This is a genomic window from Pelagibius sp., assembly GCF_028289705.1.
In the GTDB taxonomy this organism is placed as follows: Bacteria; Pseudomonadota; Alphaproteobacteria; order Kiloniellales; family Kiloniellaceae; genus Pelagibius.
The window spans coordinates 47,126-67,799 of the sequence record NZ_JANQOI010000086.1 but is presented as its reverse complement, the minus strand read 5'-3'; the positions used below and the strand labels follow the sequence as shown (position 1 = coordinate 67,799).

The 20,674-nt window shown below is 65.8% G+C and carries 21 protein-coding genes; 13 read left to right on the top strand and 8 right to left on the bottom strand.

From position 1 onward, the window contains the following. Position 1: 1 nt before the first annotated feature. The 8 genes from livM (at position 2) to Q0996_RS10570 (ending at position 8,238) form a co-directional block, all read left to right on the top strand. On the top strand, positions 2–1,321 hold the full coding sequence (gene livM, locus Q0996_RS10605; protein ID WP_299618803.1) for a high-affinity branched-chain amino acid ABC transporter permease LivM: 1,320 nt from the start codon (positions 2–4) through the stop codon (positions 1,319–1,321). Positions 1,322–1,341: 20 nt separating this feature from the next. Further along, positions 1,342–2,238, top strand: a complete 897-nt coding sequence (locus Q0996_RS10600) for an ABC transporter ATP-binding protein (protein ID WP_299618800.1) — start codon at positions 1,342–1,344, stop codon at positions 2,236–2,238. A 7-nt stretch (positions 2,239–2,245) separates the two neighbouring features. Further along, positions 2,246–2,956 (top strand): ABC transporter ATP-binding protein, encoded by a 711-nt coding sequence (locus Q0996_RS10595; RefSeq protein ID WP_299618855.1) that lies wholly within the window; start codon positions 2,246–2,248, stop codon positions 2,954–2,956. Between the two features lie 41 nt (positions 2,957–2,997). After that, positions 2,998–3,351 (top strand): DUF6867 family protein, encoded by a 354-nt coding sequence (locus Q0996_RS10590; RefSeq protein ID WP_299618798.1) that lies wholly within the window; start codon positions 2,998–3,000, stop codon positions 3,349–3,351. A gap of 162 nt (positions 3,352–3,513) precedes the next feature. Continuing rightward, the gene (locus Q0996_RS10585; RefSeq protein WP_299618795.1) at positions 3,514–4,617 is read left to right on the top strand and encodes a branched-chain amino acid ABC transporter substrate-binding protein; all 1,104 of its coding nucleotides are present in this window, start codon (positions 3,514–3,516) and stop codon (positions 4,615–4,617) included. A gap of 111 nt (positions 4,618–4,728) precedes the next feature. Next, positions 4,729–5,172 (top strand): hypothetical protein, encoded by a 444-nt coding sequence (locus Q0996_RS10580; RefSeq protein ID WP_299618793.1) that lies wholly within the window; start codon positions 4,729–4,731, stop codon positions 5,170–5,172. Positions 5,173–5,282: 110 nt separating this feature from the next. Continuing rightward, positions 5,283–5,699, top strand: a complete 417-nt coding sequence (locus Q0996_RS10575) for a hypothetical protein (RefSeq protein WP_299618790.1) — start codon at positions 5,283–5,285, stop codon at positions 5,697–5,699. 1,111 nt (positions 5,700–6,810) lie between these two features. Continuing rightward, positions 6,811–8,238, top strand: a complete 1,428-nt coding sequence (locus Q0996_RS10570) for a tetratricopeptide repeat protein (protein ID WP_299618787.1) — start codon at positions 6,811–6,813, stop codon at positions 8,236–8,238. An 88-nt stretch (positions 8,239–8,326) separates the two neighbouring features. On the opposite strand, the gene Q0996_RS10565 is transcribed toward Q0996_RS10570, so the two are convergent. Continuing rightward, positions 8,327–9,835 (bottom strand): hypothetical protein, encoded by a 1,509-nt coding sequence (locus tag Q0996_RS10565; RefSeq protein WP_299618784.1) that lies wholly within the window; start codon positions 9,833–9,835, stop codon positions 8,327–8,329. Positions 9,836–10,054: 219 nt separating this feature from the next. Between Q0996_RS10565 and cobU the strand changes: the two genes are divergently transcribed. Further along, positions 10,055–10,588, top strand: a complete 534-nt coding sequence (cobU, locus tag Q0996_RS10560) for a bifunctional adenosylcobinamide kinase/adenosylcobinamide-phosphate guanylyltransferase (RefSeq protein ID WP_299618781.1) — start codon at positions 10,055–10,057, stop codon at positions 10,586–10,588. Here cobU and cbiB read toward each other — a convergent pair. From cbiB to Q0996_RS10545, 3 genes are read right to left on the bottom strand one after another with little or no spacing between them, the layout of a single operon-like run. Continuing rightward, complete coding sequence (gene cbiB, locus Q0996_RS10555) at positions 10,585–11,592, bottom strand: adenosylcobinamide-phosphate synthase CbiB (protein WP_322096683.1); 1,008 nt, start codon at positions 11,590–11,592, stop codon at positions 10,585–10,587. The genes cobU and cbiB overlap by 4 nt on opposite strands. A 15-nt stretch (positions 11,593–11,607) precedes the next feature. Continuing rightward, positions 11,608–12,105 (bottom strand): hypothetical protein, encoded by a 498-nt coding sequence (locus Q0996_RS10550; RefSeq protein WP_299618778.1) that lies wholly within the window; start codon positions 12,103–12,105, stop codon positions 11,608–11,610. Further along, positions 12,102–12,548 (bottom strand): hypothetical protein, encoded by a 447-nt coding sequence (locus Q0996_RS10545; RefSeq protein ID WP_299618775.1) that lies wholly within the window; start codon positions 12,546–12,548, stop codon positions 12,102–12,104. Before Q0996_RS10545 ends, Q0996_RS10550 begins: the two co-directional genes overlap by 4 nt. A gap of 320 nt (positions 12,549–12,868) precedes the next feature. Here Q0996_RS10545 and Q0996_RS10540 point away from each other — a divergent pair, with 320 nt between their 5' ends. Then, positions 12,869–13,252 carry a hypothetical protein gene (locus Q0996_RS10540; RefSeq protein WP_299618773.1) on the top strand — a complete coding sequence of 128 codons (384 nt, stop codon included), beginning with the start codon at positions 12,869–12,871 and terminating at the stop codon, positions 13,250–13,252. A gap of 47 nt (positions 13,253–13,299) precedes the next feature. Here Q0996_RS10540 and Q0996_RS10535 read toward each other — a convergent pair whose 3' ends face one another. Next, complete coding sequence (locus Q0996_RS10535) at positions 13,300–14,331, bottom strand: D-cysteine desulfhydrase family protein (RefSeq protein WP_299618770.1); 1,032 nt, start codon at positions 14,329–14,331, stop codon at positions 13,300–13,302. Next, positions 14,324–14,860 carry an inorganic diphosphatase gene (ppa, locus tag Q0996_RS10530; protein ID WP_299618767.1) on the bottom strand — a complete coding sequence of 179 codons (537 nt, stop codon included), beginning with the start codon at positions 14,858–14,860 and terminating at the stop codon, positions 14,324–14,326. Before ppa ends, Q0996_RS10535 begins: the two co-directional genes overlap by 8 nt. A 373-nt stretch (positions 14,861–15,233) precedes the next feature. On the opposite strand from ppa, the gene Q0996_RS10525 reads away from it, so the two are divergent. The 3 genes from Q0996_RS10525 (at position 15,234) to Q0996_RS10515 (ending at position 18,711) form a co-directional block, all read left to right on the top strand. Then, positions 15,234–17,444 (top strand): PAS-domain containing protein, encoded by a 2,211-nt coding sequence (locus Q0996_RS10525; RefSeq protein WP_299618764.1) that lies wholly within the window; start codon positions 15,234–15,236, stop codon positions 17,442–17,444. 157 nt (positions 17,445–17,601) lie between these two features. Further along, positions 17,602–18,129, top strand: a complete 528-nt coding sequence (locus Q0996_RS10520; protein WP_299618761.1) for a PAS domain-containing protein — start codon at positions 17,602–17,604, stop codon at positions 18,127–18,129. 108 nt (positions 18,130–18,237) lie between these two features. Next, positions 18,238–18,711: a polymer-forming cytoskeletal protein gene (locus Q0996_RS10515; protein WP_299618758.1), complete on the top strand. Its 474-nt coding sequence runs from the start codon at positions 18,238–18,240 to the stop codon at positions 18,709–18,711. A 59-nt stretch (positions 18,712–18,770) separates the two neighbouring features. On the opposite strand, the gene Q0996_RS10510 is transcribed toward Q0996_RS10515, so the two are convergent. Continuing rightward, a complete protein-coding gene (locus tag Q0996_RS10510; protein WP_299618755.1) occupies positions 18,771–19,700 on the bottom strand; it encodes a fatty acid desaturase in 930 nt (309 codons plus the stop codon). 16 nt (positions 19,701–19,716) lie between these two features. After that, positions 19,717–20,559 (bottom strand): S-formylglutathione hydrolase, encoded by an 843-nt coding sequence (gene fghA / locus Q0996_RS10505; protein WP_299618752.1) that lies wholly within the window; start codon positions 20,557–20,559, stop codon positions 19,717–19,719. Between the last annotated feature and the right edge of the window lie 115 nt (positions 20,560–20,674).

Genomic DNA, 20,674 nt, shown 5'->3' with positions numbered 1-20,674 from the left:
GATGGCCGTGGAAGCAGGTAAGCGGGCCGGCAGCATCGACGGCGTCGACCTTCAGGCCCTGTTCAAGGAGGCCGGTCTAGCGGCCTTTGTGGCCTTCGGTCTTGCCATCTCAGTCGTCGGGGTGCGGACCGTCACAATTCCCGGCGGCCTCGGCCTTGAGTATCGCTGGGAATGGGTGGTCATTGCAGTCGCCGCCGTTTTCATCGGCCGCTTCGTTCTGGCCTTCAGGCGCGAAACGCGCAGCCCGGCGCGGCGGGCCGAACGCGAAGCGACCATGGACCGTATCGGCGCGGGTGTCCAGAAGGTGGCGCGGATCGCCGGTCCCTTGTTGTTCATCTTCGCCGTCGCCCTGCCGTGGATGCCGTTTTCCAACCGCTACATCGTCGACATCGCGACGCTGGTGCTGACCTACATCATGCTGGGTTGGGGGCTGAACATCGTCGTCGGTCTGGCGGGCCTGCTCGATCTCGGCTACGTCGCCTTCTATGCGGTGGGGGCCTACTCCTACGCCCTGATCGCCATTCACTTCGATCTCTCGTTCTGGATCTGCCTGCCCTTGGCGGGGCTTTTTGCCGCCCTCTTCGGGGTGCTGCTCGGTTTTCCGGTGCTGCGCCTGCGCGGCGACTATCTGGCCATCGTCACCCTTGGGTTCGGCGAGATCATCCGGGTGGTGCTGCTGAACTGGTATGAACTGACGCGGGGTCCGGACGGTCTATCGGGGATTCCGCGGCCCAGCTTCTTCGGCCTTCCCTTCTCACGGCGGGTGCAGGAAGGCAGCGATACCTTCCATACCTTCTTCGGCATCGACTACACCTCGATGCAGCGCATCGTGTTTCTTTACTATCTGATCCTGGCGTTGGCGCTGATCACCAATTTCTTCACCATGCGCATTCGCAGGCTGCCGGTGGGCCGCGCCTGGGAAGCGCTGCGCGAAGATGAGATCGCTTGCCGCTCTCTGGGGATCAACCCGACCAACACCAAGCTCACCGCCTTTGCCATCGGTGCCATGTTCGGCGGCTTTGCCGGATCGTTCTTCGCCACGCGCCAGGGCTTCATCTCGCCGGAGAGCTTCACCTTCGTCGAGTCGGCGGTCATCCTGGCCATCGTGGTGCTCGGCGGGATGGGCAGCCAGATCGGCGTCGTGATCGCCTCGGTGCTGCTGATCGGCGGCACTGAGCTGTTCAGAGAGCTGGAGCAGTTCCGCATGCTGGCCTTCGGCGGTGCCATGGTCGCCATCATGGTCTGGCGGCCGCGCGGGCTCCTGGCCCATCGCGATCCGACCCTGCGCCTGGGTGCCGCCGCCAAGGGGGGCGGACCATGAGTCTCGCCGAAGCCGCCCCGATGAGCCCAAAGATTGTCGTTCCCAGCGGTGCGCGGCCTCTCCTGACCGTCGAGCATCTCACCATGCGCTTCGGCGGCCTGGTAGCGGTCAACGACGTGTCCTTCGCCGCCGGGGACGCGGAGATCACCGCCATCATCGGCCCCAACGGCGCCGGCAAGACGACCCTCTTCAACTGTCTGACCGGGTTCTACAAACCGACGGTGGGGCGGCTCAGCCTCGATCACGGCGAGCGCCAGTTCCTGCTCGAACGGATGGACGACTTCCGCATCGCGCAGAAGGCCCACGTCGCCCGGACCTTTCAGAACATCCGCCTCTTTCCCGCCATGTCGGTGCTGGAGAACCTGATCGTCGCCCAGCACAACGCCCTGATGCGGGCGTCCGGCTATTCGGTCTTCGGCCTTCTCGGGATCGGCGGCTATCGGCAGGCGGAGAGCGATGCGGTGGACTGGGCGCGCTATTGGCTGGAGCAGGTCAATCTGGTCGACCGCGCCGACGACAACGCCGGCGATCTGCCCTACGGCGCGCAGCGGCGCCTGGAGATTGCGCGGGCCATGTGCAGCCGCCCGGTCCTGCTCTGCCTGGACGAGCCGGCGGCCGGGCTCAATCCGCGGGAATCGGCGGAGCTCAACGCGCTGCTCACCTACATCAAGGAAAAGCACCAGATCGGCCTGCTCCTGATCGAACACGACATGAGCGTGGTCATGGAGATCTCCGATCACATCGTCGTGCTGGACTACGGCAGCAAGATTTCTGACGGCACGCCGGAATTCGTGCGCGGCGATCCGGCGGTGATTCGCGCCTACCTCGGCGAGGAGGAAGAGGACGAGATCCCGCCGGAGGTGGCGGCCGATCTGGCGGGCGAGGCGCCGCCAGGCGGCGAGGGGGAGGGGCGCTGACATGACCATGCTATCGGTCGCCGGCGTTCACACCTTCTACGGCAACATCGAGGCTTTGCGCGGCGTCGACCTCGACGTTCAGCACGGCGAGATCGTCACCCTGATCGGCGCCAACGGTGCCGGCAAGTCGACCCTGCTGATGACCATCTTCGGCAATCCGCGGGCCGCCGCCGGCAGCATCCACTTCGATGGCGAAAACATCACCACCATGCTGGCCCATGACATCGTCCGCCTGGGCGTGGCGCAGTCGCCGGAGGGGCGGCGGATCTTCCCGCGCATGACGGTCATGGAGAACCTGCAGATGGGCGCGACCGTGGCGCCGCCCGAACACTTCGCGGAGGACCTGGACCGGGTCTTCGCGCTGTTTCCCATCTTGAAGGACCGCCAGCAGCAGCGTGGCGGCACGCTCTCCGGCGGTGAGCAGCAGATGCTGGCCATTGCCCGGGCGCTGATGAGCCGGCCGCGGCTTTTGCTCCTGGACGAGCCCTCGCTGGGCCTCGCGCCGCTGATCGTCAAGCAGATCTTCGCGGTGCTGAAGGACATCAACCAGCAGCAGGGCACGACCATCTTTCTGGTCGAGCAAAACGCCTTCCACGCCCTGAAGCTGGCCCACCGCGGTTATGTCATGGTGAACGGCCGCATCACCCTGAGTGGCGGCGGTGATGAACTGCTGGCCATGCCGGAGGTGCGGGCGGCCTATCTCGAGGGAGGGCACTAGGCCATGGCGGGAGACCGGCGCCGCTCAGAGGGGAGGGCTGCATGATTCCGCTGCTGGGAACCAGCCTGCCGGTCTTCATCGGCGTGACGGTCTTCCTTGCCGGGGGGGCCGCCTTCATGACCGGCCAGGCGCTGAGCGCCAACTGGCGCCCGGTCTGGCAGGCCGTGGGCTATTCGCTGCTTCTGGGCTTCGCCGACCGCTTCATCGTGTTCAGTCTGTTCGGAGGAGAATTGCTGTCGCTCAGCGGCTACCTCATCGACACCGCCGTCATCATGAGCGTCACGCTGCTGTCCTACCGCTTGACGCGGGCCCGCAGCATGGTCACCCAGTACCCCTGGATCTACGAGCGGGCGGGGCCCTTCGGCTGGCGCGAGCGGCGTGGCGGACCGGGGTGATCGGGGCGTGAACCGGCGGAAACAAGAGGGATTGCGGGCTCTGGCGGGCCTGCCTAAGCTGTCTGCCGATAAGGCAAGACCCGGGGGGTGTCGGACGCTCGACCACCACGCCCGGTCAATGTGCACAACAGGGATTTCAAGCTAGACGGGAGGTACCTTTTAATGCGTAGACTTTCCACTGTGCTTATGGCTGCCGCAGCCGTAACGGCATTGTCGGTCTCGGCGGCCAAGGCGGACATCGTCATTGCGACCGCCGGGCCGATGACCGGGCAGTATGCCAGCTTCGGCCAGCAGATGAAGGCCGGCGCCGAGCAGGCGGTGGCCGACATCAACGCCGCCGGCGGCGTGCTGGGCCAGAAACTGGTCCTTGAGGTCGGCGACGATGCTTGCGACCCGAAGCAGGCGGTGGCCGTGGCCAACCAGATGGTCAACAAGGGTGTCGTCTTCATGGCCGGGCACTTCTGCTCCGGCTCGTCGATCCCCGCCTCGCAGGTCTATGAGGAAGAGGGCGTTCTGCAGATCTCTCCTGCCTCGACCAATCCCAAGCTGACCGAAGAAGGCGGCGACAACGTCTTCCGCGTCTGCGGGCGTGACGACCAGCAGGGTGAAGTGGCGGGCGCGTTCCTGGCCGAGAAGTTCGGCGCCAAGAACATCGCCATCGTCCACGACAAGACCGCCTACGGCAAAGGCCTGGCGGACGAAACCCGCAAGAACCTGAACAAGGCGGGCGTGACCGAAGCGCTCTACGAAGCCTACACCGCGGGCGAGAAGGACTACACCGCCCTGGTCTCCAAGCTGAAGCAGAACAGCATCGACGTTCTTTACGTCGGCGGTTATCACACCGAAGCGGGCCTCATGGTGCGCCAGATGCGCGACCAGGGCATGGACACGCTGCTGGTGTCCGGCGACGCCTTGGTGACGGATGAGTACTGGTCGATCACCGGCGATGCCGGTGAAGGCACCCTGATGACCTTCAGCCCCGATCCCCGGAAGAACCCGGTGGCCGCACCGGTGGTGAAGGTGTTCCGCGACAAGGGCATCGAACCGGAGGGTTATGTCCTCTACACCTATGGTGCCATCCAGGCCTGGGCCCAGGCGGTTGAAAGTGCCGGCAAGACGGACCTCGATCCGGTGATCGCCTCTCTGCGGTCCAACCAGTTCGACACCGTGCTGGGCAACATCGGCTTCGACGCCAAGGGCGATGTGACGGCTCCTGGCTACGTGTTCTATGAGTGGAAGGATGGTCAATACGACTATCTGAACTAGGATCGTTCTTCCTGGATGTTCGGACGGCCCGCCTCTCCGGCGGGCCGTTCTTTTTTTGCAGGGTCCGGGGGCCTTGACGTTCCGGTAAGGCGGTGGCGTTAGGCTCGGCCCATGTCCGGAAGCGCACGCTATCTGATCGGCCTTCTCCTGGTATGCCTCCTCGGCGCAACCGCCGTCGCCGAGGAACCGCGTCAGCCGCTCGCTCCGCCGAGACCGCTGCTGCAGGTACCGCTGCAGCCGCCGGCCCTGCCGCAGCGGCCGGTGAACGTCAGGCAGGGCTCCCACCTGCTGCTGGAGACCGACCGGCCGCTGCGCGAGTTCGATCTCGACCGCGGCCTGACGGCGCTTTGCCGCGATGGGCGCTTCCGGCAGAAGCGCGATCGCTTCCTGGTGGTGCGTCTCGGCGGTTTCGTCCACGGTGCTGTCGTCGGCGGGCATTGGAGCCTCTACGACCCGGAGGGCTTTGCCGTTCCCGAATTGGTCTATGCGGTCAAGGGCCAGGACACCGCGCGCTGCGAGGTCTACGTCATCCGCCACCTCACCGGAGGCGAATAGGACAATTCCGCAGCGGCGAAAGCCTTGCCGATGGCGGCCCGGTTAACCCGTTCATAAGCAGCCTGCCGCTAGACTTCGCGTGTCCTTTCCCCCAAGGATCGAGATGTCGCATGGTCAATGCCGAGGAGAGGCTGGAAGCCCCCAGAAGGACGCTTCCGGGTCCATGGAATCAGCCCCGTCTCTTGTTGGTCACGCTGGCGTCGGCCGCCGGCCTGTTGCTGCTTTCGCTCCTGCTCGTCGGTCAAGGCGGTTCCGACCCAGGCGAGTCCGGATGGTCTCTCGGGCAATGGTTGCGCGACCAAGGCTTCACCGTCGTCTCACGCGACCTGGGCGAGCCTCCGGGCCGCCTTGGCCAGACGGCACTGGAGGCAAAGCCCTGGCATCAGCATCGCGTCTGTGGGCGCATCCTGCAGATTGTCGAAACGGCTTGCGGCTACGAAAGCGCGGACTGGGATTCCGAGATCTACTGGGCCTGCGTCGCCGGCGAACTGAAGTACACCATGTGGAGCGCCTACGGCTGCAACTGAGCGGATCGCGGTGCCATCGGCAGCGTCATAAACGATCATCCATGTCGTATTCGCCAGCGGTGAGCGCAAAAGAAAGGGCCGCCCGAAGGCGACCCTCTCTTACAGCAGGCTAGATACCCACATTCACCGGAGACGGCGATCCAATCGCGCGCCGGGCCGATCGTCCGCCGTCAGTGCAGCGCGGCGCTGGCCCGGGCCGTCTTATCGCAATAGTTCAGACCATGGGAGGTGGCCAGAAAGGCCCGCTCCTGCTGCATGCAGTGAAGGGCATGCAGCTCCCTCCCAAGGCTCTGGAAGAGGGTGGTCTTCCAAGATTGTAAGCGTCCTGCCCGGGTTCCGGACTGCGCGCGCCTGGTCGGCCGACTGGACCTCGCTTCCGAGGCCAGGGTGGCGTCGCCGCTCCCCGGGTACCTTGTTGTCGTTGTTTGAGTCCTCATGAACCACTCCCGTTCGCACCACCGGGATCCATTCCCGCATCGCAGGTTCAGAGGCTAGGTAATAATGATTAAGCGAGAGTAAAACTCACCCCGCCGGCAGCAAGACTCCAGCCCTAAACACAGCCTTGTCACAGCTCTCCGCAAGTTGACGCGAATGGTCGCGCTAATTTGAGAAGTCTTCGCGAAGGGCAGCTTCGGCGGGTCAGAATTTGAGCCGGAACAGGCCTGGCGGCCGGGGAGGGCGGGTCCCGATCGGGGGCCTGTGGCGAGGCGGCGGCGGAGAATGCGGGCTTGCCCGTTCCGCTGCGGGGTCCAGGCTTAGGAGATGCCTGGCGCTTCGATCAGGCTGGAGAGGCCCCAGAGGGCGAAGTAGATGAAGAGGATGAGTCGAACGAGCATCTTGCTGAATCCTGCATGACTACATGTCAATGACACTAGGATCACACAGAGAGATTAAGAATGAGTTTTGTCACAGCTTTGAGCTTTTGTTGTGGGACCCTCTAGGCAGGCTTCAGATTGAAATCTCTTAAATGTTTTGAATGCCTTAGCCTTCCCTTAAGCACCCACCGCCTAAACTCCCTCCCAGCCTTTTCCATAGGGTAGGGCGGGGATGGCCGGGTGTCGTCACGTAGGACACCAGCGGCGCCTCTCCGCCGGGATGCGGAGATTCAGGTATGTTAGACGCAGCTTTCGGACGTTCCTTGTTGCGGCCCTTGTTGCGGCCCTTGTTGCGGCTGATGGGTGCTTTGGCCCTGGTCGGTGCCCTGGCCGGCTGTGCTGCCACGCCCTACGGGTCAGCCTACGCGCCCGCCGACTTCGGCAGCGACGATGCGAGCCGGACGCAGAGGCTTGTGCGCTATTGCGACCGCCTGGCGGAGGAGGGCAAACACCTGACGGCCCTGGGGCTCTGCGCGCGGGCGCACGAGTTGAGCCCGGAAGACCCCGAAGTGCTGATGCGCATTGCCTCTCTGCTCCAGGCCCTCGACCGGGCCGATGCGGCCGCCCAGACCTATACGTCCTTGCTGGCCCAGCACCCCGGCCATCAGGAAGCGCTCTACCGTCTCGGCAAGATCTACATGCATGCCGGTCAGACCGCGCAGGCGGCAGCGCAGTTCGATCGGGCCATCCGCAACGACCCGCAGGACCCGCGGGCCTACAACGCCCTGGGGATCATCCGCGACCAGGCCGGCGAGCATCAGGCCGCCCAATCGCTCTACCGTCTTGCCCTGGAGCAGGATCCCTCCGACCTTTCGGCGCGCAACAACCTGGGTCTCTCCCTGGCCCTCAACGGTCAGCGTGACGAGGCCATCGAGGTGCTGGCCGAGGCGGCGGTCGATCCGGCGGCGGACCAGACGGTCCTGAGTAACTTGGAGGCGGCCTACGCGGCCACCACGGCCGCCTTGCCGGCGAGCGGCAGCGAGCCGCTGAGGCCGTTGCCCAAAGCACCGGAGCTTGCGCCCCAGGCGATCGTCCGGCCTTCGGAGCCGGTCGCCATACACTCGCTGGAACCCGCTCTGCCCCTGATTGACAACAGCCGAAAGCCGGCCCCGGCGGAAGAGGTGCTGCCCAAGGCCTCGGTGGTGAGGCCGCCCGCCCCGATGGAGAGCGAAGAGGACATGCCGGCGAGCGGTGGTAGTGGCCCGATCCCGCTGCTGATCCCCGGTGCCCCCCTTGAAGAGGAAGCCGTTGAGGAAGAGGCCGGCGAGGGCGCGGTCATTGAGGAAGAAGAGGTGATCGAGGAAGAGGTGAGCGCAGTGTCGCCGGAGCCGGGCGCCCGCGTTACCCTGGCCCCCCTCCCCGAAGGCGGGCCGCGCCGCGAGGAGGGGCCGGAACCCAACACGGTCATTGCCGCGGTGGTCGCCGACCTGATCGAGCCGCCGGCCTGGGCCGCCTTCGAGCCCGGCGAGCTGCTGAGCGCCTTACCGACGGTGCAGGCCCCTGCGGCCGCCCTGGCATCGCCGCGCGCGTTCGAAACCGAAGAGTTCATGCCGCTGCCCGTGGAGCGCCAGGACCACGACCGTGTCGAGGACGACCTCGCGCCGCCCGCGCCGTCCTATTCGCTGGCGATGCTGATGCTGGAGATTCGGAAGGCCAACGCCTGACGCCTGAAACCGGCTGACCGCCAAGGGCCCCCTCCGCTGACACGGACGGGGCCCTTTTTTTGACCGTTCGAGGCCGCTGCGCAGCCTTCTAGCGCGTGCAGGTGATCTCCTCGAAGCCGTCGCAGAGGAACTTGTCGCAGATCGACCCGCTGCCGATGAAGACCGTCGGGTAGAGCGCCCCGATGTTGTCTTCCCGCGCCCAGCGCGCTGCGGTACTGAAGCCTTTGGCCTTGCACCAAGCGTTGGCAGCCGGATCGCCGCAGCCCTGGTCGTTCTCGATGCAGAAGTTCAGCCGATAGACCTGGTGGACGGGAAAGCGGAAGGTCTCCTCCTGCGGGACCGCGGGTGCCCGTGGCGGCGGCGTAACCGCCGGCTGGACCGGCACCGGCTGCACCTGGGGGGCGGGCTGCAGCGCCTGCTGCTGCTGGGCCGGGGCCGTCGGCGGTGCCGGCTGCAGGCCGCCGGACTGGGCGCTGCTCGGAGCCGGAGGCTGCGGCTGCAAGCCGCCTGCGGTTTCAGGCGCCGCCGGCTGTGGCTGGGCGCTCTGCGGGCGCAGGCCGCCGGCCGTCGATCCGCTGGGCGCCGGTGCCGGCGCGGTGGCGGTGCCGGAGCCGGCAGCGGCTGCCGAGGGGGCCGCTGGGGAAGAGGGTGAGGGAACGAGCGCCGGGGCTGCGGCGACCGCCGGGGCGTCCATATGCTTGTCCAGCGGCCCGCGCTGATAGCGGATCAGGACCGATCTGACCCGGCCGCTGAACTCGAAATCCTTCAGCTTGTAGCGCGCCGGGGCGCCCCTTTCCCGGCTGGTTAGGGTGATGGAAGGGCCGTTGCAGCCGGCGCCGGTGAACAGCGCGGCGACAAAGCGATGGTCGATCCCGGCATAGCGCCGATCGAAGCTCTCCGGCAGCAGGGCCACCGCCTCGGAGATGCGCGTAAACCGCGGTGCGTCCGCGCCGGCGCCATAGCTGCTGGCCGGCAGGGAGAGCTCGATGCAGGCCTCGCGCTGCGGCGGGTTGGGCACCGGAACGAAGAGGCGGTTGAAGTAGCTCTGTTCGTCCGAGCGCTCGCAGGCCCGGTTGTAGTAGCTGCGCCGCTCGAGCAGGAGGAAGCCCGGCGGCGGCCCCAGCTCACGGCGGTAGGCGATGACGGAGGAATAGTCGTCGTCCGGGGTTTCGGCTGCCTCGTAGGGCTGGTCCGAGGGCAGGGCGCGCGGCGGCACCAGATCGGCCGTCAGTCCCTGCCACCAGGCCCGAGGGTTCTCGCGGGTGCCGAGGTTGGGCCCGCAGGCATCGTCGCGGCTGGCGAAGTAGGGCCGCTGAAAGAGGATCACGCCTATCTGGGGATCCGCTTTGACGGAGCGGATCTGTTCGTTGAGTTCGTCGCCGACAAAGGGGATCGCCTGATAGGGCTGACCGGCCTGCAGGGTCAGGGTCTTCGACGGTCCGGCGAAATTCGGCTGGGTGTAGAAGGTGGCACTGGCTGTCCCCGGAGCGCCATCCTGTCCCAGCGCGGCCGAGGGAAGCAGCAAGGCTGCCGTCACCAGGCAGACGGCTCTGAGCCGCTGTCTGCGGCTCGGTTCTTCGGCTTGTCTCAACACCATAACACTCATCCAACGACCCCCACCTTCGGCGTTTGTTTTCTTTGTCAGTCGACCGGAATTCGCCATGCACCCGGTGCCCGTCCCGGAGACCGCGTTTCGGTTTCGCGCCGCGATCAGTCAGCCTTCTCGCGGCCCTCCAATGTGGACAGAGTCTTTGAGGGCCATCACACTGACGTTGTTGCCTGCACTCTCGCGAATCCCAACCGCGCCCACAAGACTATGACCTCTGTTTCAATTCCGCCAGTAACACTGGTGCTGGGCGGGGCGCGTTCCGGCAAATCCGCCTATGCCGAGCGCTTGGTCGAGCAACAGGCGGGCCAGCGGATCTATTTGGCCACAGCGGGTGCCGGCGATGAGGAGATGGCGGAGCGCATCCGCCGGCATCGGGAACGGCGGGGCGAGGGCTGGCGGACCGTGGAGGAACCCCTGCGTCTGGTCCCGGTGCTTGAGGCGGAGGCCAGCGGCGAGAGTCTTATCCTGATCGACTGCCTAACTCTGTGGCTTTCCAATATGATGTTCGCCGACTTGAATGTGGAATACGAGATAGAACGCCTGGTCCGCTGCCTGCCGGACCTGGCTGGCCCAGTGGTCTTTGTCTCCAACGAAGTCGGTCTGGGGATCGTTCCGGAGAATGCCTTGGCACGGCAGTTCCGTGATCACGCCGGGCGTCTCAACCAGGCGGTGGCCGCGGCCGCCGATGCCGTCGTCTTCCTCGCGGCGGGCCTGCCGCTGCAGTTGAAGCCCCAGCCCTAAAGGAGCAACAGGAGGACGGCAAGGACGGCGAACAGCAGGCCTCCGGCGGCCAGGTAAACATCCAGAACGCGTCCCAGGTCCTCAGCGGTGAGATCGGCCCGGCCGTCGCCCATCCAGTGGTCTTCGATCCGCTGTCCGCCATAGAGGCGCGGCCCGGCCAAGGCCAAATCCAGGCCGCCGGCCAGGGCGGCCTCCTGCCAGCCGGCGTTGGGGGAGCGATGGCGCGGCGCATCCCGGATCATGGCCCGCCAGGCTCCCCGCACACTGCCGCCCGGTACCAGCAGCGCGGCGCCGACGATCAGCAGACCGGCCAGCCGTGCCGGCAGGTAGTTCACCATATCGTCCAGTTTGGCTGAGGCCTTGCCGAAGGCCTCATAGCGTGCATTGCGATGGCCGATCATGCTGTCGAGGGTGTTGATGGCCTTGTAGGCCAGGAGCCCGGGAAGCCCGAGCAGCAGAAACCAGAAGGCGGGGGCGACGAAGCCGTCGGAGAAGTTCTCCGCTGCAGACTCCGCGGCGGCCCGGGCGACACCGGCCTGATCCAGGCTCTGGGGATCCCGGCCGACGATGTGGCTCACGACTTCGCGTCCGGCTTCAAGGCTCTCGCCAAGGGCCCTTGCGACCTTGCGGACCGCATCATAGAGACCGCGGAAGGCCAGCAGGCTGCTGGCCAGTACAGCCTCGAACACCCATCCGAAGGGGAGATGGCGGAGCCCTTCGTGTATCAGAGACCCGGCGACGGCGCAGACAATGACCACGAGCCCCGTGCACAGAAGGCCCAGGGCGACCCGCCGATCCCGGTCCAGGCTCTGGCGGTTCAGGCTCCGGTCCAGAAGGGCGACTGCACGGCCGATCAGCACGACCGGATGAGGCAGCCATCGGTACAGCCACTTGGGATCGCCCGCCACCAGATCGACCGCCATGGCCAGCAACAGGACCGTCAACACCGGCCGCAGGGCCGCCATCGCATCCGCGGCCTCGCCGAGCATCAGGGACAGTAGCAAAACCCGTGGCCGCGGTTAGGGACCGGCTGCTGCGATTGCTCGGCCAGTCTGCTTGGCTTCCTGCGACCCCAACCGTTCATGAGCCTCAAGAAGCTCACGAAAGAGGTCGCCAAGCGGTTGGTAACTGCGTTCGCCCCGTGGCCGGCGGAAGACGGCCAGGTCGGCGGCGGTGAGCGCGTCGGAGATGACGGCTTCGATCAAAGCGCTACAGAAGGTTGTTCCTGCCTCCTCGACCGGGACGTCGAACAGGCCGGCCATGAAGGGCTCGTATCTGAACCCTTCGACGGAATCGCGGAGGGATCGGGTGCAGGCAGTGACGCTTTGAGCACGCCGTTCCGGGTTGGCCCGCACCCGCTCGATGACCTCCACCAGGCTGGACCCCGCGCTGGAACGTTCTGTCGGCGGACTCTCCGGGGTGGCGCAGCCGAGGAGGCTGACGGCGCAGACAGCGACCACCAGGGTCGACGCCGGCGTGCGGCGCATCAGAGGCAATCTCCCGCCGGATGCCGTCATCGCGGGGCCTCCTGGGCGGACTGCGCGGCGCTCTGCCGGTGGGCATAGTAAAGCGCCCGTATGACACGACCCACGCCCAGGGATCGAGCCTCGTCGTTTCCGCTCATGGAGCCTTCGATGAAACCGCTGGTGAGTTGGCCGGACTCGACGGCGGCGACCAGGGCAGCGCAAAAGGCGCCCAGCGCGTCCTGCTCAGCGACCTGGAAAAGTCCTGTCGAGACTTCGCGGATGGACCGCACGGACTTCGACGCGGCGACCTCGGCACGGCAGGTCTTCCGGGCGGCTGACGGGCCCAGGGAACCCATTTCCAGCGCTTTCATCGTTTCCAGGAGAACCCGCTCCGAGCGCTGCAGGGCCGGAGCCTCGGCCAGGGCTGGCTGGATCGCGAAGGTCTGCCCCCCGAACAGCACCAGAAGAAACAAGATGCTTCGCGTTCGTGTCATCGCCTGCTCCCCATGCCGCCAGCGCCAGCACGCTATCAGGGATCGCGGCCGGTTGGTATGGCGTTGTATCGCCTGCGGGGTATCGCAAGCTGGGGGTGGTCTTGGCCGCGTGCGTTTTTAGGTCGCCCATAGTCCTTCAGGAGAATTATTTCCTCTAGAGGCTTGGTCTCTGCAGGAAATCTACGAGTCGCTATTTTTTGTCGTCGTTTTTCTTTTCTACCGTATTTTTTGTCGCAGATTTTCTTGGTCTACGTAATTCTTGTCGCTTGCCAATTTGAGTAGGGAGGCCCACGCTATTGGCCAGCACAAGGAGCCCAGTCATGACCGATATGCAGCGAAAACGGCGCGGCCGGCCCAAGGGATCGGAAATCGATGACAGCGAAGCTCTGCAGCACATCGCCGACTTGCTGGTCGAGGGGCGGGCGAGGAACGTTGCCGGCGCCGTGCGCGTTCTCGCCGGCCACAGGCCAAGCCTGATCCGGCGCCTGCAACGCAAGTTCTGCCGCGAGCGGGGCACACTGCTCGCAGCGGCGCATGCGAGGGCCGAATCGCTGGCCCTGGAGGAGGGCCAGCGGCAGAACCAACTCCTGCGGGCAACACAGCCGCATCGCTGGTCGCAGGAGCACGATTCCGCCGTGCAGCTTTTGGACGCCCTGGCTCTCGAACGGCAGGACCGTCTGAAAAAGTCCTTCGCCCGCGATTAGCGCCAGGTCTACCAACCGCCTGCCGCTGTCGCGCGCCTGGCTTTCCACTAGCTCTCCAAGGCTTCGCGATAGGGAAACAACGCCGGCATGCCGCCGGTGTGCAGGAAGATGACATGGTCTGCCGCCGAGAAGCGTCCGGCGGCGACCAGAGCCATGAGCCCGGCCATGGCCTTGCCGCCGTAAACCGGATCGAGCAGAAGCCCCTCCAGCCGCGCTGAGAGCCTGACCGCATCGCGCATCTCGGGCGTTGGGACGCCATAGGCCGCTCCGGCATGGCCGCTTTCGAGCCTGAAGGCCTCTTCCGGCACCTGGCCGTCCAATGCCAGCCGGTCCCAGACCGCCTGGGCGAGCCGACGGACCTCCGCGAGCACCGCGGCGGGATTGGCATCGACATCGATGCCGATGATCTCAACAGAGGGATCGAGGGCGGCGAAGCCGGCGGTCAGACCTGCCTGCGTGCCCCCGCTGGAAGTGGCGTGCACGATGGCGTTGGCACGAAGGTCCAGCTCCGCGAGCTGGCGATGGAGCTCCAGCGCCGCAGCGGCATAGCCCAGCGCCCCGGTGGTGTTGGAGCCGCCGGTGGGAATGACGAACGGCGTCCTGCCTTCGCGCCGCAGCGCTTCGGCCAGCGCCTCCATCGCGGCACCGCGGTCCGTATCGCCGTCGTGCAGATGAAGCCGCGCAGCGAACAGGCGGTCCAACTGGATGTTGCCGCTGAGTTCGTAGTCCGCGCCGCCCCAGGGCACCACGCGGGTCAGAACGAGTTCGCAGGCAAGGCCCAATTTGGCCGCCGCCGCTGCGGTCTGGCGCACGTGGTTCGACTGGATCCCGCCGGTCGAGATCACCGTGTCGGCGCCCTGCGCGCGCGCCTCGGCCATCAGGAATTCGAGCTTGCGGGTCTTGTTGCCGCCCAGTCCCAGGCCGCTGCAGTCGTCGCGCTTGACCAGGATCCTGGGGCCGCCGAGTTCGGCGCTGAGCCGGTCCAGAGGCTCCAGGGGCGTCGGCAGGTGGGCCAGGCTGAGCCGCGGCTGAGCGGCGAGCGCCCGTTCCAGGTCCGCCCTGGCGCCGGCGTCAGGCATTCTGTGCGGCCGCCTGGGCAATGGCCTGCTCGATCAGCTTGCAGGCTTCGTCCGCTTCGCCCCAGCGCTTCACCTTCACCCATTTCTCCGGCTCCAGGTCTTTGTAGTGGGCGAAGAAATGGGCGATCTGATCGAGCAGGATGCGCGGCAGGCCGCGGTAAGAGGAGACGTTGGCATAGAAGGGATGCAGCTCGTCCACCGGGACCGACAGCAGCTTCTCGTCCTCGCCGGACTCGTCCTCCATGATCAGCACGCCGATGGGGCGCACCCGGATTACCGCCCCGGGGATCACCGGAACGGCGTTCACCACCATGATGTCCGCCGGATCGCCGTCATTGGACAGGGTGTGCGGCACGAACCCGTAGTTCAGGGGGTAGTGCATGGCGGTGTGGAGAAAGCGATCGACGAAGATCGCCCCGGAATCCTTGTCCATCTCGTACTTCACCGGAACGCTGCCCATAGGCACCTCGATGATCGCATTAACGTCCCAGGGCGGGTTGGTGCCGACCGGAATCTTGCTGATATCCAAGGCTTTCTCCTCATTTGCGCGGGAACTTGCCCCAAAATTGCCCTGCTGCCTCAGGGGCGCCTTTACGAATTGTTAACGCCATCCGCCTATTAATAAACTGTTAGGATGCGAGTAGATAGGGTCACAAGAAAAAACGATAAATATTTGAATTTGTTTGTATTTGTTTCCTTTGTCCACCGTAGCGTCAGGCTTGTCCGAGGGACCGGTCTGGCGGGGGAGGCGGCGATGTGGATTAAGGATACTTCGAACAACATCGGCGCACACCTGTTGTCCTTGGACGAGTCGGGCGGGTTGGGCGCAGAGAAGACCCAAGTGCCGCTGCGGCCCTGCCGGCCGCAAGGCAAAGGGATGTCGTGGTGCGATGCGGACTGAGATGAACCGGACAGAGAGTACCAAGCGCCCGCTGCTGTCGCGCTGGCCGGCCGCGTTCATCGCCGCCGTCCTGATCGGCACCACCGCGCTCGTGCTCTATGTCGAAGCCAGCATCTCCCAGTTGAAGCAGGTTCTGCCGGTGGAGGTGCTGCGCCAGGAGCGGGACGTTGTCTTCATGATCGACGACCTGGTCTATCTGCAGGATGCCATCCGCCAGGCCCGCGACCTGCCGACCGCCGAGCGGCGGCAGGCCATCATCGGCCGCATCGAGTTGATCGAGCGCCGCGTCGAAGAGCTGAACAAGTCCTATGAGTTCAGCAGCCAGATCGGGGTCGCGTCAATGTACGCAACCCTGAAGCCGGTGGCCGCCGACCTGAAGCTCTGGCTGAGCGACGGCGTTCAGGGCTTGGCGCCGGACTCCGAGGTGGTGCTGGAATTGGCTCTGGAGCGGGTGGGCGCGGCGCGCCAGGAGATCGCCAAGCTGTTCGGGGAGGCCAACAGCAATGCCCTGGCCATCCTGCAGGCCGAGGCCGCCAACCTGGAGCGCTTCCGCGGCGCGCTGATCCTGGTGGTCATCGTGGTGGCCTCGCTGACCGTCGTGCTGGTGGCCTTCATCTTCCGCGAACGGCGTTCCGAACTGGCGGCCGCCGCTGCCCAGCAGCGTCTCAGGGAATCCATCGAATCCCTGGCCGGCGGATTTGCCCTCTTCGATGCCAACGAGCGCCTGGTGCTGTGCAACCGGCGCTATGGCGACCTCTACGCCGGGGCGCGGGACCTCCTGGTGCCGGGCATGCGGTTTGAGGAGATCGTCACTGCGGCAGCCAGCGCCGGCAACTTCCCCCAGGCCGGCGAACGCTGGGATCTCTGGGTGGAGGAGCATTTGCAGCACTTCCGCAATCCCGGCCCGCCCTTCGAGCTCGAACTGCGCGACGGTGCCTGGTTCAGGGTTGCCGAACGCCGCACCGCCGATGGCGGCTTCGTCGTCATCAGCACCAACATCACCGAGCTGCGCCGCCGCGAGACCGAGCTGCGCAACATCGGCGAGGAACTGCGTCACAAGAACGTCCTCTTGGATGCCGCTCTGGACAACATGGTTCAGGGCCTCGCCATGTATGATGTCAATCAGCGGCTGATCATCTGCAATCAGCGCTTCCTCGACCTCTACAACCTGCCGGCCAGCATGGGCCAGCCGGGGACCGATCTCGTCGAGATCCTCGACTACACGGCCAAGCTGGAAGGGCTGACGCCGGAGCAGGCCAACACCATGCGCCAGCGCCGCATGGGTGCTGCCGCCAGCGTTAAGCAGGCCAAGCTGCAGGACTTCCTGTCCAACGGCCGGGTTATCAACGTTCTGCATCGCCCGATGCCCGGCGGCGGGTCCCTGGCCACCTATGACGACGTGACCGGCAGCTACAGCGCCGAACGCCAACTGCGCAGCGCCAAGGAGGAGGCGGAGCTCGCCAGCCGCGCGAAATCGGATTTCCTGGCCAATGTCAGCCACGAACTGCGCACACCGCTGAACGCCATCATCGGCTTCTCCGAGATCATCAAGGATCAGCTCTTCGGGCCCATGGGCAACCAGCGCTACCGCGAGTACGCCATCGACATCCACGACAGCGGCACGCACCTCCTGAGCCTGATCAACGACATCCTCGACCTGTCGAAGATCGAGGCGGGCAAGTTCGAGCTTCATGAGGAGCCCATCGACTTCGAGGCGGCGACCAAGTCGTCGTTCCGGATCATGCGCGACCGGGCCGAGGAGGCGGGGGTGACGCTGGAACTCGATGTGCCGCCCAAGCTTCCCCGCCTGCGGGCCGACCCCCGCGCGGTCAAGCAGATCCTGCTGAACCTCCTGTCCAACGCCGTGAAGTTCACGGACGCCGGCGGCCGCGTGGTGGTGAGTGCCCAACTGGCCGGCAACGGCGGCCTGCGCATTCAGGTCGAGGACACGGGGATCGGCATCGCCGAGGAGGATATCGCCAAGGCGATGGCGCCCTTCGGGCAGGTCGACTCCTCGCTCAGCCGCAAATACGAAGGCACCGGGCTCGGCCTGCCGTTGACCCGTCGGCTCGTGGATCTCCACGACGGCAGCCTGACGCTGACCAGTCAGGCCGAGCGGGGGACCTGCGTCACCATCAACTTCCCGCAGGACCGGGTCTGTCCGCAGGAGGTCGACTTCGAGCCCCCGCGTGTAGTCGGGAAGTCGGCATAGCATCTTCGCGGTCGGACAACCGGCCCGGCGCCGCTACGGCAAACGCCCGTGCCGCAGGGGGAATTACCCATGACCGCCACTGCGGAATTTTGGCCTCGCCATAGCCACAACATATAGTATATAGTCTCGCTGTTGGGGGTATATGAGGGGCGTTGCCGTGGGGGAGGCTTTTGATCCGGCTTACCTGCCGGACAACAAGCTGCTAAGGCTTTTTGGCTACTGGCAGGGACTGTGCCGCGAAGGACAAATCCCCTCGCGGCGCGACATCGATCCGGTCGAGATTCCCGACCTGCTGCCCAACATCTTCCTACTCGATGTCGTCGGCGATGCCGATGACTTCGTGTTCCGGCTCGCGGGCACGCTGGTGGAGGATGCTTTCTCCATGCCGCTGCGCGGCCGGTCGATCGCCGAGATCCAACGACAGGCCGGTATCCCAATCCCGGTCGCCCATCACGTCGAAGTGGCGCGGGGCGGTGGGCCGCGCTACCGCGAGGGCAACATGCTGGTGGCGGGGCGGGAGCATTGGAGAATCAGACGCCTGCTGCTGCCCCTTGCCAGCGACGGCCGGGTGATCGACGTCCTCATCGGCTGCGCCATCTTCCTGCTGGGCGGCCGCGAGAGCGAATTGCCGGTGGGTCCCTGGACCTACTCCCGCCCGAAGCCAGACGCCGCGCCCAGCGCCTAACCCACGTCCCTTTTCCAAGGTCTCCTTGTCAGCCAGCGCCAGCTGTGCTTGCCTAGGCTCACAACGAGAAAGGGCGGCACAGCCGCCGATTGGGAGAACGTGGCGTCAATGGCAAAGACATTTCAACCGCGCCGGACCGTGACCGCGGCCGAGCCGGCGCTGGCTGTGCGCCCGAGTGCGGGCGTGTTGGGCCTTGCGAAGGCCGAGGCAGCGGGGGTGAAGGCGGCTTCGGACGACAAATCAGGCGGCACCCTGGTGGTCGGCAAGGGCATTTTCGTCAAAGGCGAGATCGAGTCCTGTCACACCCTGGTTGTCGAAGGGCGCGTCGAGGCCGCGCTGGAAGCCGACGATCTGAAGGTTCATAAAGACGGGGTCTTCGAGGGCGAGGCGAGCGTCGAAACGGCAACCGTCGCCGGCCAGACCGAAGGCGAACTGACGGTGCGGGGTCTGCTGACCATCGAAGCGACCGGGCGGGTCAGCGGCACCATCCGCTACTCGGAGATCATGATCAGGACGGGCGGCCAGATCCGCGGCGACGTCGGCTTGATCCCCGCGCTGGTCGCCGACGAGGATGTCGCCTGAAATCAAAGTCTTGCTGGCCGTCTTTACCACAATTTAGTAAAGCCAGGACGGTCGAGAGTTCAGAACGCCGCGGGCTGCTCCGCGTTCCGCCGCCAGAGGGCGGCGAGCAGGGCGCGGTGGACCTCTATGTATCCCTCACTGCGGAAAACAGTCTGCCCGGCCAACATGCCGTCGGCATCCGGAAGGGCGTGGAACGGCACCGCGGGATAGGCATGGTGCGCGCTGTGCCGGTTCATGTTCCAGGACAGCCACTGCAGCGGGCGAAGGGTGTGGGTCGTGCGGGAGTTCACCAGCATGTCGGCGCTGCGTGGGCAGCCCCCGTGCTCTGCCATCAGGAAGAGCCGCAACGCCGGCTGGCCCAGCAGCAGCGGCAGCACCCAAAGCGCCAGCAACAGCATTGAGCCGGCCGCGAGGCTTGCTCCCGCCAGCAGGCAATAGACTGCCAGGTAGGCCCGCGCCTCGTTGGCGATCTCACGCCGCTGTCTTGCCGGAATGAAACCCTCGTCTACCCGCCCCAGGGCGTGTTTCAACAGGGTGCCGATGCGCTCGCGCCAGTAGGGCAGGCCGGAGACGTGAAGCAGATACGCCCGCAGGCTGTCGATGGCCGGGCGCGCCAGTTCCGGATCGCGCTCCGGGTCCTGGGTGAAGCGGTGATGCTGAAAGTGAAACAGCCGGAAATAGGACGGCGGCAGCAGGAGCACCAGGCCGCAAATCCGGGCCAGTCCGTCGTTCAGCCATCGGCTCTCAAAGGCGGTCCGGTGGATCGTCTCGTGCAGCGGCGCGAAGAGAAAGGCGAGAGCGATGCCGTGACCGAGGAGCGCGGCGGCATAGACCAGCGGATGGCCGGCCAGGAGAACCGCCGCGCCGGTGACCGACAGCAGCCCCAGGTGTCGCGCGAGCTGCAGCAGCCCCTTCGCGTCGCTGCGGCGCGACAGCGCCTTCAGCTCCCGCTTGTCGATCCCGGAATTGCGATAGACCTCTTCCTCCATCGCCGTCGCGAACTCCTCAGCCCAGGATCTTGGCGTGGTGACGCAGGTGATCCTCGATGAAGGTTTGAATGAAGTAGTAGCTGTGATCGTAGTCCGGCTGCATGCGGAACTCAAAGTGCTGGCCCGCCTCCTCGCAGGCTTCCACCAGCAGATCCGGCATCAGTTGCTCGCTGAGAAAGGGATCCTCGGCCCCCTGGTCGATGAAGAGCTGGGCGTCGGAGGGCTGGCGCCGGATCAGCGCGCAGGTGTCGTAGTCCGCCCAGGCCGCCTCGTCGCCCCCCAGGTACCCGGTGAAGGCCTTGCGGCCCCAGGGGCACTGGCTGGGCGCGCAGATCGGCGCCAGGGCCGAGACCGAGCGATAGACCCCCGGGTTCTTCAGATGGAGGGTGAGCGCTCCATGCCCGCCCATGGAATGCCCGAGGATGCCCTGGCGGCCCAAGTCGGCCGGAAAGTGCTCGGCCAGCAGGGCGGGCAGTTCCTCGGTGATGTAGCTGTACATACGATAGCGTTCGGACCAGGGGGCTTCGGTGGCATCGAGGTAGAACCCGGCGCCGCTGCCGAAATCATAGTCGTCGTCTTCCCCCGGGTAGCCGCAGCCCCGCGGCGAGGTATCGGGCACCAGCAGCATGAGGCCGAGTTCCGCGGCCACCCGCTGCGCGCCGGCCTTCACGGTGAAGTTTTCCTCCGTGCAGGTGAGGCCGGAAAGAAAGGTGACCAGCGGGACCTTGGTGCCGCCCCTGGCCTGCGGCGGTTGAAAGACGGAGAAGTTCATGGCGCCGCCACAGACGGCGGAGGCATGACTGTAGAAGCCCTGCGTGCCCTCGAAGCAGCGCTGCTGGCTGACGATGGTTAGATCCATTCCCACCCCGACTGTTCTTTTGGGGGCAGGGGCTTTTCTATGTGGCCCCTTGGCAGCCCCTCGAATGGGCAGCGCTCCCCCACACAGCGCGTGCCCGGCGAATCCACCCATGATA

Excerpts from the sequence above, each read along its gene's own strand:
- livM (WP_299618803.1), top strand. The coding sequence starts at position 2 with ATGGCCGTGGAAGCAGGTAAGCGGGCCGGCAGCATCGACGGCGTCGAC.
- Q0996_RS10600 (WP_299618800.1), top strand. The coding sequence starts at position 1,342 with ATGAGCCCAAAGATTGTCGTTCCCAGCGGTGCGCGGCCTCTCCTGACC.
- Q0996_RS10595 (WP_299618855.1), top strand. The coding sequence starts at position 2,246 with ATGCTATCGGTCGCCGGCGTTCACACCTTCTACGGCAACATCGAGGCT.
- Q0996_RS10590 (WP_299618798.1), top strand. The coding sequence starts at position 2,998 with ATGATTCCGCTGCTGGGAACCAGCCTGCCGGTCTTCATCGGCGTGACG.
- Q0996_RS10585 (WP_299618795.1), top strand. The coding sequence starts at position 3,514 with ATGCGTAGACTTTCCACTGTGCTTATGGCTGCCGCAGCCGTAACGGCA.
- Q0996_RS10580 (WP_299618793.1), top strand. The coding sequence starts at position 4,729 with ATGTCCGGAAGCGCACGCTATCTGATCGGCCTTCTCCTGGTATGCCTC.
- Q0996_RS10575 (WP_299618790.1), top strand. The coding sequence starts at position 5,283 with ATGGTCAATGCCGAGGAGAGGCTGGAAGCCCCCAGAAGGACGCTTCCG.
- Q0996_RS10570 (WP_299618787.1), top strand. The coding sequence starts at position 6,811 with ATGTTAGACGCAGCTTTCGGACGTTCCTTGTTGCGGCCCTTGTTGCGG.
- Q0996_RS10565 (WP_299618784.1), bottom strand. The coding sequence starts at position 9,835 with ATGGTGTTGAGACAAGCCGAAGAACCGAGCCGCAGACAGCGGCTCAGA.
- cobU (WP_299618781.1), top strand. The coding sequence starts at position 10,055 with ATGACCTCTGTTTCAATTCCGCCAGTAACACTGGTGCTGGGCGGGGCG.
- Q0996_RS10550 (WP_299618778.1), bottom strand. The coding sequence starts at position 12,105 with ATGACGGCATCCGGCGGGAGATTGCCTCTGATGCGCCGCACGCCGGCG.
- Q0996_RS10545 (WP_299618775.1), bottom strand. The coding sequence starts at position 12,548 with ATGACACGAACGCGAAGCATCTTGTTTCTTCTGGTGCTGTTCGGGGGG.
- Q0996_RS10540 (WP_299618773.1), top strand. The coding sequence starts at position 12,869 with ATGACCGATATGCAGCGAAAACGGCGCGGCCGGCCCAAGGGATCGGAA.
- Q0996_RS10535 (WP_299618770.1), bottom strand. The coding sequence starts at position 14,331 with ATGCCTGACGCCGGCGCCAGGGCGGACCTGGAACGGGCGCTCGCCGCT.
- Q0996_RS10525 (WP_299618764.1), top strand. The coding sequence starts at position 15,234 with ATGAACCGGACAGAGAGTACCAAGCGCCCGCTGCTGTCGCGCTGGCCG.
- Q0996_RS10515 (WP_299618758.1), top strand. The coding sequence starts at position 18,238 with ATGGCAAAGACATTTCAACCGCGCCGGACCGTGACCGCGGCCGAGCCG.
- Q0996_RS10510 (WP_299618755.1), bottom strand. The coding sequence starts at position 19,700 with ATGGAGGAAGAGGTCTATCGCAATTCCGGGATCGACAAGCGGGAGCTG.
- fghA (WP_299618752.1), bottom strand. The coding sequence starts at position 20,559 with ATGGATCTAACCATCGTCAGCCAGCAGCGCTGCTTCGAGGGCACGCAG.